Raw genomic sequence first — 13,079 nt, 5'->3', positions numbered from 1 at the left:
CTCCGCATCGGAACAACAGACATACGGCGGTGGTCGTCGGGATCGATCCGCTCGGCCGCGGCCCGCGTCCGGCCTAGAGCCGGCCGCGGATGCCGAAGAAGAAGGAGCGTCCCGAATATTCGTAGAAGTTCGGCACGTTGCGATAGGTGTTGAACCGCTTGATCGCCGAGCCGAGCAGGTTCGATCCCTGGACATAGACCGACAGGTTCTTGGTCACGTCGTAGGACAGGCTCGCCGACATCTCGTGATAGGGATCTTCCTTGACCGGCAGATAGCCGAGGTTGCCCGACTGCGCATAGACGTAGCGCGACTGGTAGCTGTACGACACCTGCGCGCCGATGCCGTGGTTTTCGTAGAACAGCTTGGCGTTCGCCGAGAAGGGGATCGCCCCCGGCAGGTCGGTGGTGATGTCGCCCGACTTGGCGCGCGAGTGGTTGTAGGTCGCGTTCGCCTGGATGCCGAAGCCGTTGTCGAGGAAATACTGGCCGCCGACCTCGATGCCGTAGACGTTGGCGCTGTCGCCGTTGACGACCTGATATTCGACGAAGTTGAAGTTCTGCTGCTGGTTGGCCGGCTGGTTGGTCGGCGTGACGACCACGTCGACCGGGATCGTCGAGACGAAGTTGGTGATGTGCTTGTAGAAAGCCGCGGCGGTCAGCGCGAGGCGGTTGGTCGGGTAATATTCGAGCGAGACGTCGAACTGGTCCGCCTCGGTCGGCTTCAGATTGGGATTGCCGGCGTCGTAGATGATGTAGGTGCCCGACTGCGCCGAGGTCGCGTCCTTGGCCGGGGACAGCTCGCCGAAGGTCGGCCGCGAGATCGCCTGCGAGGCGGCGAGGCGTACGCGGAAGCCGTCGGCGATGTCGTAGGAGAAATTGGCCGCCGGCAGCAGGCGCAGATAGTCGCCGCCGCCCGTGATGTCGTCCACGGGATTGAAGTTCACGTCATTGTCCTGCGTGCCGACGCGCGGGATGATGCTGGCGATGGTGGCGCCGTAGCCGGTCGACGACACCTTGGTCGACACCAGCCGTGCGCCGAGGTCCGCGCGCCAGCCCTGGCCTTCCAGGTTGAACTGGACATAGCCCGCCCAGGTCCGCTCCTTGATGAGATAGGAGGCGGGCAGGTCGGCCTCGATCACCTGCGTCGAATAGCCGGCAGGGTAGGGCGACAAGGAGCAGCCGGGGATCGGCGTCCCGGTCGCGTCCAGGCAGCTGTTGGGATCGAGGATCGCCGGATTGTTGTCCGCCCGCGGCAGCGCTGCGAGGTAGGTGTCGATGTCGAAATAGGGGAAGTTGCGCGGGAAATTCCCCTGTCGCTTCGACAGGATGTTCTCGCGTCCCGGCTGGACCACGTCGGCGCCGAGCTGGCCGAAGGTGAAGGGGTAGCCGCAATAGTTGCACGACGTCGTGTACTGGTTGTCGATCTGGTCGACGGTCTTCCTGCGGTCGGTCCAGGCGACGCCGAAGGTGATCGACTTGAAGATGTCGTTGGCCACCTCATACTCGCCGTCGAGCTTCACGCCCTGGGTGCGGTCCGCGATATTCTGGCCCTGGATGCCGATGTAGTGCGCGCGGAAATCGTCGTTGGTCGCCTGGTCGAGCGTCCGCCCGCCGGGGATGGTGATGGCGAGGTCGGGCAGGCCGTTGTCGCGGGTGGCGAACGATGCCGAGGCGCCCGGGATGCCCGCCACGACGAAGCGGTTCTGCCCGCCGCTGTTGTCGGTGGCCTTGCCGTAATAGCCGTCGAGCGCGAACTTCCACTTCTCGCCCGCCCGCCAGTCGATGCGGCCGCCGATCTGATAGGTCTCACTCTTGCGCGGCTCGTCGGTGGTCAGCACCTCGGCGACGAGATCGTTGACGTTGAAGCCGGTGACGACATTGTTGTCGTCGGTGCGGATCGAGGCGGGATCCCAGCGCAGCGAGCCGTCGTCGCCGAGCGGGTTGAGGTAGTTGGACGAACGGTAGTTGTGCTGCGACACGTCGAAATGGCTGTAGAGGCCATCGATCGTCAGCTCGAAATCGCTCGACGGCTTCCACTGGAACGATCCCGCCGCGCCGATCCGCTCGCGCTCGCCAGTGACATAGCCGACGCTGTAATAGTCGGGCCAGATATAGGCCGGGCCATTCGCGTCCGGGTCGACCCGCCCGTCGCCGTTGAAGTCGACGCCATAGCCGGCTTCGGTGCCGTCGGTGATCGAATATTCGCCGAGGTTGTCGGTGCGGAATTTGTACTTGTTGTAGCTGCCGCCCAGCACGATGCCCATGGTGTCGTCGGCGAAGGTGGTGCTGACCACCCCGGTGACCTTGTAGCCGCCTTTGTCGACCAGGTCGTTGTACTGCCCCTCGATCGAGGCGGAGGCATGGAAGCCCTTGCGGTCGAGCGGGCGCGCGGTGCGCAGGTCGACGTTGCCGCCGATGCTGCCTTCCAGCTCGGACGCGCGGACCGCCTTCTGCACCTCGGCGCCGGAGATGATCTCGGACGGCAGCACGTCGAAGGAGAAGGAGCGGTCGGGCCCGTCGGTCGGCAGGATGCGCCCGTTGAGCGTGGTGATCGCGAAATTCTCGCCGAGCCCGCGGACGGTGATGGCGCGGCCCTCGCCGCGGCCGTCGCGGCCGACGGTCACGCCCGGGATGTTGGCGAGCGCCTCGGCCACGTTGCGGTTGGGGAACTTGCCGAGCTCCTCGGCGGAGATCGCATCGACGATGGTGTCGGCGTCGCGCTTCGCCTGGATCGAGCGCAACAGGCTGCCGCGGACGCCGCGGACGACGATGTCGGGACCCGCGGCCGTCTCGGTGCTATCCGTGGCATCGGGCTGCTGGGCCGGATCGGACAGGACCGTCGAGGGGTCGGGTGCGGCGGTCGAGGACTGCGGGTCGTCAGGCTGGTTCGCCTGGGCAGCCGCTGCGGAGGCGGCCAGCAGCGCCGTCGCGCTGGCTCCAGCGAGCACCACCGTCCGCCACTTACGCCCTCTCGTCATCACCATTCCCCTTCGATGTTTCGCCACATTCTGCTCGGCTCTGGCGAACCGTCGGCGCGATATATTTCGTTTTCGTAACCCGCCTGTAGCAACACTGTCAAACAGAAAAGAAACGAAACGACGGCAATGTTGTCGGGCGCATCCCATGTTGATAAGCATCGCGTAACAGGAGGTTTTCATGTCCGTCACCCGGGACACCAGCGAGAGACGTCAGCAGATCAGCGCGCTCGTGCGCGAGCGGGGGAGCGTGCAGGTGGCGCCGCTGGCGGCGCGGTTCGGGGTATCGGTGCAGACGATCCGCAAGGACCTGCATTTCCTGGAGAAGCGCGGCGTCGCCGAGCGGTCCTACGGCGGTGCGATCTCCGCCGATGCGGTGAACGTCGCGGTCGAGCCCTCCGTCGAGACCAAGCGGGCGATCCACATCGACGAGAAGGCGCGGATCGGGGCGCTGGCGGCGTCGATGGTGAAGCCGGGCGATTCGATCGTGCTCGATTCGGGCACGACCGCGCTGCAGATCGCGCACCACCTGCCGGACGACGAGGACATCACCGTCCTGACCAACGATCTCGACATCGTGTGCGCGCTGGCGCGCAAGGAGCGGATCACGGTGGTGATGCTTGGCGGCACGCTCAGGCGCCGCAACCGCGCCTTCTACGGCGCGCAGACGGTGGGGGCGCTCGACGACCTCCATGTCGACAAGCTGTTCCTGGGCGTGGACGGCTTCGACCTCGAGCGCGGCATCACCACCCATTTCGAGCCCGAGGCGATGCTCAACCGCAAGATGGTGCAGGCCGCGCGGCAGGTGATCGCGGTGACCGACCGCTCGAAGTTCGGCCGCGTCTGCCTCCACCGCATCCTCAACGTCGGCGAGATCGACGATCTCGTCACCGACGCGACCGAGGCCGACGGGATGCACGCCGCCGCCGACCGGCTCGGGTTCCGGCTGCACATCGTCTGAGGGTTCGCCCGCCTGCGATGGGGCGACCGGTTTCCATGCACTATCGTCACCCCGGACTTGTTCCGGGGTCCACTCATCGTCTTCGTGAGGCGAAAGAGCCTCTCGCGCTACCCGTGCGGCACGGTGGCCCCCGGAACAAGTCCGGGGTGACGGTGGGGGTGGGGCTTGTCCACCCAGGCAAACGCAGTCAGCCCTTCAGATGGAAGAACCGCTGCGCGTTCTTCCAGTAGATCTTGTCGATCACGTCTCGAGGTAGGTTGAGGCCCTTCGCGTCGGCATTGATCGCCTCCACGCGCTGGCTGAGCGGCGTCGCCAGATAGCGCCAGTCGGCGCGCCACACCCGGTCGGCCTCCTCGGCGAAGTTGCCGGTTGCGGGCGGGTTCTGGGCGCGGGCGGCGGGATCGGGCGGGCTGTCGGTCAGGTCCGTGCCGTACAGGATGCGGTCCTGGTACTTGATGAAGAACGCGCGCACCTTGGCGAGGTCGGCGTTGGACTGGACCTGGAGGTTCGACATGCGCGCCGCCAGGTCGACCACCGTGTTGGGATAACGGTCGAAGAAGCGTGCGAGCTCGTCCACGCTCCACTCCAGGCTCGCCATGTGCGCGCCGTCGAAGGCGAGCTTCGGATGCCGCCCCACGAAGCGGTCGCGCGCGGCCATCAGCGCCTCGTAGCTCGGCTCCTTCGGATGCAGGTACATGTAATATTCGGGATGCTCGCGGAAATAGCTGCGGTCGTTCTCCGTCGTCATCTGGTCGAGCGGCAGCCAGCAGTTCCTGGGCTCGGCCTGATGCGCGATCAGCGGGATGCCGCGCTGCTCGAGATGCGCCATCACGCCGTCGAAGCGCGGATCGTCGAGGAACACGCGCTTGCCGTCGGCATCCTTGGCGACCATGCCGATGTTCTTCCACACCTTCACCGCGATGGCGCCCTGCGCGAACGCCGCGTCGAGCGCGCGGATGGTGCGCTCCGTCCACCCCGGCGTGCCGAAGCCCTGCATCGAGAAGGTGGTGGCGAAATGGAAATGCTTCGGATCGGCGGTCTGCATCCGATGGGCGACCGTCGCCTGATCGGCGAGCGGCGGGAAATCCGGGTAATCCACATTGATCGACAGCAGCTCGAACCCGTCGCGGCGCACGAGTTCCAGAAAGCGCTGGTCGTCGACGTTGGCATGGAAATGCGCGTCGAACTTGGCGATCTTGGTGAAATCCGCCTCGCTATAGCCCGCCTCCGGTGCAGCGCCGATCAGCAGCGCCGATCCGGTCAAAAGCAGCATCCTGGCCATCATCCGCATCGCGACCTCCCAAACGAAAACGAAACGAAACGCTCGATTATGTTGCGTTTTTGATTTGCGCCGCGCGAGCGGTTGGTGCAAGCTCTTTCTCAACCGCCGCTCGTCGCCCCCGGTGGCGAGGCCGGCCACTGGAAGGAGAGCCAGCGACATGCCGTCCAATCCCGTCACCCGCCGGATCATGCTCGGGCGCCTGCTGGCCAGCGGGGCGCTGATCGCCGCTCCGGCGATGACCGGCCGGGCTTGGGCGGCCGCGCCGGCGGGCGTGCGGCTGTCGGACGGCACGCTGACCATCGATTTCGACGCGGCGATGCGCTCGACCGTGTCGCACGCCGGCAAAGCCGTGACGCCGGGCGGGGCGGGGGAGGCATTGTTCCTCGCCGATCGCCGGCCGGTCGACCGTTTCCTCCTGCTCGACCACCAGGAGGCTCCGGTCAGCGGTCCGCACGGCGCCGGGCGGCAGCATCGCCTGCGCGGCACCGCCGAGGGCGCGGTGGAGCAGCAGCTCGCGATCACCTTCTTCGATCGCTATCCCGGCCTCGCTCTCTACGAGGTGCGCTTCCGCAATACCGGGACGGCGCCGCTGGCCGTCGCGGGCTGGCGGATCGCGACGCACGACCTGCTCGCGCATCCCGACGGCGCCTGGAGCTTCGCGGGCGCCTCCTATCCCGATCGGCGCGACTGGGTGCAGAAGGTCGGTCCAGGCTTCGAGCAGCGCAACTTCATGGGCATGAACGGCTCGGACTATGGCGGCGGCACGCCCGTCGCCGTGGTCTGGCGCCGCGACGTCGGGCTGGCGGTCGGCCATGTCGAGACGGTGCCGCGCCTCGTCTCGCTGCCCGTCGCCGCACAGCCCGACGGCACCCGCATCGGCCTCACCGGCGACGAGCCGACATTGCTCGCCCCCGGCGCCACGCTGACGCTCCCGACCGCCTTCCTGATGGTGCACACGGGGGATCATTTCCGCCCGCTCGACGCCTATCGCCGCATCATGGCCGAGCGCGGGCTGGCGGCGCCGGCGATCCCCGAATCGAGCTATGGCCCGATCTGGTGCGCCTGGGGCTATGAGCGCAACTTCACCACCGAGCAGGTCTACGGCACGCTGCCGAAAGCGAAGGCGCTCGGCTTCGAATGGGCGGTGCTCGACGACGGCTGGCAGACCGCCGAGGGCGACTGGAAGATCGACCGCACCAAGTTCCCGCGCGGCGACGCCGACATGAAGGCCTTCGCCGACCGCATCAAGGCGGAGGGGATGCGTCCGCGGCTGTGGCTGGCGCCGCTTGCGGTCGATCCGGGCACCGATCTGCTGCGCGACCATCCCGACATGCTGCTGCTCGATCAGAGCGGCGCGGCGCAGAACGTCAGCTGGTGGAGCGCCTTCACCCTGTGCCCGGCCTATCAGCCGACGATCGACTTTTTCCGTGCCCAGGTGCGCCGCATCATCGGCGACTGGGGGTATGAAGGGCTCAAGCTCGACGGCCAGCACCTCAACGGCGTCGCGCCCTGCTACAACCCCGCGCACAACCACGCCCGGCCCGAGGAATCCTACGAGAAGCTGCAGGATTTCTGGAAAGCGATCTACGACGAGGCGATCTCGATCAACCCGCAGGCGATCGTCGAGCTCTGCCCCTGCGGCGACAGCTTCGCCTTCCACAACATCCCGGCGATGAACAACACGCCGGCCTCCGATCCCACCTCGTCCTGGCAGGTCCGCTCGAAGGGCAAGACGTTCAAGGCGCTGATGGGCCCGTCGGCGCCCTATTCCGGCGACCATGTCGAGCTCAGCGACGGACGCGACGACTTCGCCTCGACCTACGGCATCGGCGCGATTCCCTCGACCAAGTTCACCTGGCCCAGGGACACGCCCAATCCCACCGACCAGCTGCCGCCCGGTGGCTTCGTGCTGACGCCGGAGAAGGAGGCGCTCTGGCGCAAGTGGATCGATCTCTACAAGACGAACATGCTCGCCAAGGGGACGTATCTGGGCGGCCTCTACGACATCGGCTTCGACAAGCCGGAGGCGCATGCGATCGAGAAGGACGGCGCGCTGCATTATGCCTTCTACGCGGGCAAGTGGGACGGCCCGATCGCGCTGCGCGGGCTGGGCGAAGGAAACTACACGCTGACCGACGCCTTCACCGGCCGCGCGCTCGGCACGGCGACCCGGACGCGCAACACCATTCCCGCGGCGTTCGAGCGATTCCTCCTGGTGCGCGCCACCCCGGCCCAGGGCGCCGCCGCGTGAGCCAGGTTGTCGCGCCGTCCAGCCGCGCCTGGCTCGTCAATGCACTCGTCACCGTCGTCCTGTGGGGCGTGTGGGGCGCCTTCTCCGGCCTGTCCCCGCAGCACGGTTTCCCCGAGACCTTGGTCTATTGCGTCTGGGCGCTGACCATGATCCCGCCGGCGCTCGTCGTGCTGGCGCAGGCGGGATGGAAGCTCGACCGCTCGCCGCGGGCGATCGGCTATGGCCTGGCGATCGGCCTGCTCGGCGCGGGCGGGCAGATGGTGCTGTTCTACGCCGTCGCGCGCGGGCCGGCCTATCTCATCTTCCCGATCATCTCGCTGTCGCCGGTCGTCACCATCGCGCTCTCGTTCCTCCTGATGCGGGAGCGGACGGGGAAGCTGGGCGCGTTCGGCATCGTGCTGGCGCTGCTCGCGTTGCCCACCTTCGACTTCGCGCCCGGCAGCGGGGGCGGGGCGTCGGCGGCGTGGCTGGTGCCGGCGCTGGTGGTGATGCTGTGCTGGGGCGTGCAGGCCTATTTCATGAAGGCGGCCAACCATATCATGTCGGCCGAGAGCATCTTCGTCTACATGACGCTGACCGGGCTGGTGCTGATCCCGGCCGCCTGGGCGATGACCGACTTCGCCAGGCCGGTCAACTGGGGGCTCGAGGGCCCCGGCCTCGCCGCCCTGATCCAGCTGCTCAACGCGATCGGCGCGCTGACCCTGGTGTTCGCCTTCCGCTACGGCAAGGCGATCATCGTCGCGCCGCTCGCCAATGCCGGGGCGCCGCTCGCCACCGCGCTGATCTCGCTGGTGGTGCTGGGCGTGATGCCCGGGCCGCTCAAGACCGTTGGCATCCTGCTCGCGCTCGCCGCGTCGCTGCTCCTCGCCATCGAGCCCGATGCCAAGGACGACGAGATGGTTGCCGAGACCGCGTAGTTTCGTTATATTTCGATTTATTGCGTTATGCGAATTTCATCGCTAACGACGATCCGGAAAGGAGCCGACGTGAAAGCGATTCGAGACATGGTGCTGCGGCACAAGGCCGGCGAGCGGATCGGCGTGACTTCGGTGTGCTCGGCGCACCCGCTGGTGATCGAGGCGACGCTGCGCCACGCGCTCGCGACCGGCCAGCCGATCGCGCTGGTGGAGGCGACCTCCAACCAGGTGAACCAGGACGGCGGCTATACCGGCATGGTGCCGGCCGGCTTCCGCGACTTCGTGCACGGAATCGCGGACAGGGCCGGTTTCCCGTGCGAGCGTCTGGTGCTCGGCGGCGATCATCTCGGCCCCAACGCCTGGACCGTGCTGCCGGCTGCCGAGGCGATGGACAAGGCCGAGGTGATGGTGGCCGACTATGTCCGCGCCGGCTTCCGCAAGATCCACCTCGACTGCTCGATGAGCTGCGCCGACGATCCGGTGCCGCTGCCCGAACGGACGATCGCCGAGCGCGCCGCCCGCCTGTGCCGTGCCGCCGAGGATGCGTTCGAGGGCGATGCGGACGACGCGCCGGTGTACGTGATCGGCACCGAAGTCCCCGTGCCCGGCGGCGCCGCCGAGGACCTGGAGGAACTGGCGGTCACCACGCCCGAGGCGGCGATCGCAACCGTCAACATCCACGACACCTTGTTCCGCGATGCCGGTCTAGGCGGCGCACTGGAACGCGTGATCGCGACCGTGGTCCAGCCGGGCGTCGAGTTCGACCACGACAAGGTGGTCGACTATCGTCCCGAGCGGGCGACGGCGCTCAGCCGCGCGATCGAGCCGGTCGACCATATCGTGTTCGAGGCGCACTCGACCGACTACCAGACGCCGGAGGCGCTCGCCGCGCTGGTCCGCGACCATTTCGCGATCCTGAAGGTGGGGCCCGGCGTCACCTTCGCGCTGCGCGAGGCGCTGTGGGCGCTCGACGCGATCGAGGCGGAGACCATCGCCGCGCCGCGCCGCGCCCGCGTGCGCGAGGTCACGCTCGCCCGGATGCATGCCGAGCCCAAGCACTGGCGCAAATATTACCACGCGACCGGCGAGGCGCTGGCGCTCCAGCTCCAGTACAGCCTGTCCGATCGCATCCGCTACTATTGGCCCGACCCCGAGATCGCCGCGGCCCAGGACCGGCTGTTCGCCAATCTGCGCGAAACGCCGCCGCCACTGCCGCTGGTCAGCCAGCATCTCCCGCTCGCCTATGCCGCCGTGCGCGCCGGCCGGGCCGCCCTCGACCCTGCCGAGCTCGTCATGGCGCATGTCGCCGCCACGCTCGACGCCTATCATGGAGCTTGCCACCCCGATGCCTGACACCCTGCGCGCCCCCGATGCCGACGGCAGCGACCCGGTGCCCTGGACCCGCCGGGAGATCGAGCAGCAGCCCGAAACGCTGCGTGCCACCCAGGCGGTGCTGCGCGCACGCCAGGCGGAGATCGAAGCATTCGTCGGACCGCTGCTGGCCCGGCCGGAACTGCGCATCGTCCTGACCGGCGCCGGCACCTCGGCCTTCATCGGCGAGTGCCTGGCACCGTGGCTGTCCGACCTGCTCGGCCGGCCCGTCGAGGCGATCGCCACCACGGACATCGTCAGCGCGCCGGCGCTGCACCTGCGCCGCGACGCGCCGACGCTGCTCGTCTCCTTCGGCCGCTCGGGCAGCAGCCCGGAAAGCATCGCCGCCGTCGATCTCGTCGACGCGACCGTCGCCGAGGCGTACCACCTCGTCATCACCTGCAACCCCGACGGCGAGCTGGGCCGGCGCACGAGCGCGAACACCCATGTCGTCGTCCTGCCGGAGGCGACCCACGACCGCGGTTTCGCGATGACGTCGAGCTTCAGCGCGATGACGCTGGCGGCGCTGTCGATCCTCGGCGGCATCACGGCGCTCGACGCACGCGTCCCGGCCATCGCCGCGGCGGTCGGTGACACGCTCGCGCGATCCGAGCCGGTGACGGCTGATCTCGCCGCGCGCGGGTTCAAGCGCGTCGTCTATCTCGGCAGCGGCGTGTTCAAGGGCCTTGCGCGCGAGGCGGCGCTGAAGCTCATGGAATTGAGCGACGGCGCGGTGGTGACGGCGTTCGACACCGCGCTCGGCTTCCGCCATGGTCCCAAGACGATCATCAACGGCGAGACGCTTGGGGTGATATTCGTGTCCAACGACCCGCTCACCCGCCTCTACGACCTCGACATCGTCGAGGAACTGCGCGGCGACGGCCGGTGCGGTGCGGTGATCACCGTCTCCGCCCGACCGGAGGACAGGGCCGACATCGCCGTCGGCGGCATGGCGGAGGCGGCCGATGCGGACCTGCTCTTCCCCTTCATCGTGCCGGCGCAGCTGTTCGGCCTCCATGTCTCATTGGCGCTGGGCCTCACGCCCGATCGCCCCAATGCGAGCGGCACGGTGAACCGAGTCGTGCAGGGCGTGCGGATCCACGCGCTTCCGGCATGACCGCCCGCGATTGCTTCCTCGGCGTGGACGGCGGCGGCACCAAGACCGAGTTCGTCTGCATCGATGTCGCCGGCACGGTGATCGCGCGCGCCGTCACCGGGACCACCTATCACCTCGAGGTCGGCCTCGAGGAGACGGTACGGCGTCTCGAGCAGGGCATCGGCGCGGTGTGCGGCGACCTCGGGATCACGCCGGCCGTGCTCGGCTTCGCCTTCTTCGGCCTGCCTGCCTATGGCGAGGACAATGTCGCCGACCCGCAGCTGCACGCCGCCTGCCGTCGCCTGCTGGGGCACGACCGCTACGCGTGCGGGAACGACGTCGTCTGCGGCTGGGCCGGATCGCTCGGCTGCGAGGACGGGATCAACATCGTCGCCGGCACCGGCTCGATCGGTTACGGCGAGCGCCAGGGCAAGGCTGCGCGCGTCGGCGGGTGGGGGGAGGTGTTCGGCGACGAAGGCTCGGCCCATTGGATCGCGATCCGGGGCCTCGCCCTGTTCTCGCGCATGAGCGACGGCCGCGCGCCCAAGGGCGTGCTGTACGACCGGATCGTCGAGGCACTGTCGCTGCGCAACGATCTCGACCTGTGCGAGCGCATCATGGGGCCTGCGGGTATGGGCCGCGGCGAGATCGCCAGCCTCGCGAGCCTGGTCTCCGGCGCGGCGACCGAGGGAGATATCGGTGCGCAGGCCATTCTCGTATCGGCCGCCGAGGAGCTGGCGGCGCTGGCGCTTGCCCTGCGCGACCGGCTCGGCTTCTCGCCCGAGGCTCTGGTACCAGTCTCCTGGTCCGGCGGCGTTCTCCTGCGCGAGCCCCTGGTGCGCGACGCGTTCCTTGCGGAGCTGGCGGGCAGGGGAGGCTTTGCCGCGGTCGAGCCTCGCTACGATCCGGCCTATGGAGCCGCTCTCTATGCCCAGCGGCTGGCGGGCTCCGTGGCGCGCGCGGACACGTAACACGCCTGTCATCCGCTTCGGTTAGCGGCCGCGTCCTTTGAACGACGGGAGCGATCGAGTGGTGTCCAGCAAGGCCGAAACTGTTCGCGAGATTGCCCGGTGGCTTCTTCTCCTGCTTGCCGCCGCGCTCGCGGCACCCGCCGCCGCCGCGTCGCCCGCGCCCCTGCCGCTCAAGCAGAACGGCGGCACCTGGCCGTCCGGGCACGTCCAGGGCATCGCGGTCGACGTGCAGGGGGGCTTCATCTACTATTCGTTCACCAATCTCCTCGCGAAATATGATTTCAACGGTCGGCTGATCGGCACGCTCGTCGGCTGGACGGGCCATCTCGGCGACCTCGACTTCAACCCGGCCGACGGAAAGGTCTACGGCTCGCTCGAATACAAGGACGACAGGGCCTTCTACGTCGCCGTGATCGACGTCGCCCGGCTCGACCGCGTCGGCATCGAGGCGAGCGGAACGGACATCTTCCGCACCGTCTATCTGCCCGAGGTGGTGAAGGACTATTCCGCCGATCTCAACGGCGATGGCAGGGTCGAGGGCGATAAGGCAACCGCCTCGCCCGATCACCGCTACGGCTGCTCCGGCATCGACGGTGTGGCGTTCGGCCCCGCGTTCGGCCGCAGCGACGGGCCGCGCTATCTGACCGTCGCCTACGGCATCTACGGCAACACCGCGCGCACCGACAACGATCACCAGGTGCTGCTCCAGTACGACGTCAGCGATTGGGCGCGCTACGCCAGCCCGCTGACCGAGGCTGCGCCGCACCGCAACGGTCCCGCCGCCGTGCACGGCAAATATTTCGTCCGGACCGGCAACACGAGCTACGGCGTGCAGAACCTCTCCTACGACGAGACGCTGCAGCGCTGGTTCCTCGGCGTCTACCAGGGCAAGAAGCCGTCCTTCCCCAACTACCTCCTGTTCGCCGTCGAAGCCCGCGAGCGGCCCGTGCTGTCCGATCTCGTCGGCGTGCCGGGACCCGGGGGCAAAGGGTGGGAGCGGGGCCTGCTGCTCGACCTCGCCGACGACGGCCTGAAGGACGCCGCCACCGATATCCGCGGATGGAACCAGAAGGCTGACGTCGGCTTCCAACCGGTCGGGCAGGGCTTGTTCTACGTCGCCGCGAACTCCGGCGGCAAGGGCGCGCAGACCGCCGACCTCACGCTCATGCGCTGGACCGGGGACGCGGCGTGGCCGTTCGTTCCGGCGACGGCGGAAGACGCGGCCAGGCGATGACCCGCGGAGCGTCCGCCGAAGC

Annotated in this window: 9 protein-coding genes; 7 read left to right on the top strand and 2 right to left on the bottom strand. The window is 68.2% G+C overall.

Annotated elements, in window-relative coordinates:
- Positions 1-73 precede the first annotated feature (73 nt).
- The gene (locus AC2YHA_RS07940) at positions 74-2,977 is read right to left on the bottom strand and encodes a TonB-dependent receptor (protein ID WP_487401048.1); all 2,904 of its coding nucleotides are present in this window, start codon (positions 2,975-2,977) and stop codon (positions 74-76) included.
- 178 nt (positions 2,978-3,155) lie between these two features.
- On the opposite strand from AC2YHA_RS07940, the gene agaR reads away from it, so the two are divergent.
- The gene (agaR, locus tag AC2YHA_RS07935) at positions 3,156-3,935 is read left to right on the top strand and encodes a transcriptional repressor AgaR (RefSeq protein WP_233786028.1); all 780 of its coding nucleotides are present in this window, start codon (positions 3,156-3,158) and stop codon (positions 3,933-3,935) included.
- A gap of 187 nt (positions 3,936-4,122) precedes the next feature.
- Here the strand turns inward: agaR and AC2YHA_RS07930 are convergent, their stop codons facing one another.
- On the bottom strand, positions 4,123-5,226 hold the full coding sequence (locus AC2YHA_RS07930; protein ID WP_487401047.1) for an amidohydrolase family protein: 1,104 nt from the start codon (positions 5,224-5,226) through the stop codon (positions 4,123-4,125).
- A gap of 148 nt (positions 5,227-5,374) precedes the next feature.
- Between AC2YHA_RS07930 and AC2YHA_RS07925 the strand changes: the two genes are divergently transcribed.
- From AC2YHA_RS07925 to AC2YHA_RS07900, 6 genes are all read left to right on the top strand, one after another.
- A complete protein-coding gene (locus AC2YHA_RS07925; protein ID WP_487401046.1) occupies positions 5,375-7,468 on the top strand; it encodes a glycoside hydrolase family 36 protein in 2,094 nt (697 codons plus the stop codon).
- Positions 7,465-8,385: an EamA family transporter gene (locus AC2YHA_RS07920; protein ID WP_487401045.1), complete on the top strand. Its 921-nt coding sequence runs from the start codon at positions 7,465-7,467 to the stop codon at positions 8,383-8,385. Before AC2YHA_RS07925 ends, AC2YHA_RS07920 begins: the two co-directional genes overlap by 4 nt.
- Positions 8,386-8,454: 69 nt before the next feature.
- Positions 8,455-9,738: a D-tagatose-bisphosphate aldolase, class II, non-catalytic subunit gene (locus AC2YHA_RS07915; protein ID WP_487401044.1), complete on the top strand. Its 1,284-nt coding sequence runs from the start codon at positions 8,455-8,457 to the stop codon at positions 9,736-9,738.
- On the top strand, positions 9,731-10,873 hold the full coding sequence (locus AC2YHA_RS07910; protein WP_487401043.1) for an SIS domain-containing protein: 1,143 nt from the start codon (positions 9,731-9,733) through the stop codon (positions 10,871-10,873). Before AC2YHA_RS07915 ends, AC2YHA_RS07910 begins: the two co-directional genes overlap by 8 nt.
- A complete protein-coding gene (locus tag AC2YHA_RS07905; protein WP_487401042.1) occupies positions 10,870-11,823 on the top strand; it encodes an N-acetylglucosamine kinase in 954 nt (317 codons plus the stop codon). Before AC2YHA_RS07910 ends, AC2YHA_RS07905 begins: the two co-directional genes overlap by 4 nt.
- 58 nt (positions 11,824-11,881) lie before the next feature.
- On the top strand, positions 11,882-13,057 hold the full coding sequence (locus AC2YHA_RS07900; RefSeq protein ID WP_487401041.1) for a hypothetical protein: 1,176 nt from the start codon (positions 11,882-11,884) through the stop codon (positions 13,055-13,057).
- Positions 13,058-13,079 lie beyond the last annotated feature (22 nt).

The organism is Sphingomonas sp. SRI_018, assembly GCF_057586275.1.
The sequence above is the reverse complement of the archived record's forward strand: the minus strand, read 5'-3'. Positions and strand labels throughout refer to the sequence as shown.

Bases quoted from the DNA above. Each gene is read 5' to 3' on its own strand.
- AC2YHA_RS07940 (WP_487401048.1), bottom strand. From the start codon at position 2,977: ATGACGAGAGGGCGTAAGTGGCGGACGGTGGTGCTCGCTGGAGCCAGC.
- agaR (WP_233786028.1), top strand. From the start codon at position 3,156: ATGTCCGTCACCCGGGACACCAGCGAGAGACGTCAGCAGATCAGCGCG.
- AC2YHA_RS07930 (WP_487401047.1), bottom strand. From the start codon at position 5,226: ATGCGGATGATGGCCAGGATGCTGCTTTTGACCGGATCGGCGCTGCTG.
- AC2YHA_RS07925 (WP_487401046.1), top strand. From the start codon at position 5,375: ATGCCGTCCAATCCCGTCACCCGCCGGATCATGCTCGGGCGCCTGCTG.
- AC2YHA_RS07910 (WP_487401043.1), top strand. From the start codon at position 9,731: ATGCCTGACACCCTGCGCGCCCCCGATGCCGACGGCAGCGACCCGGTG.
- AC2YHA_RS07905 (WP_487401042.1), top strand. From the start codon at position 10,870: ATGACCGCCCGCGATTGCTTCCTCGGCGTGGACGGCGGCGGCACCAAG.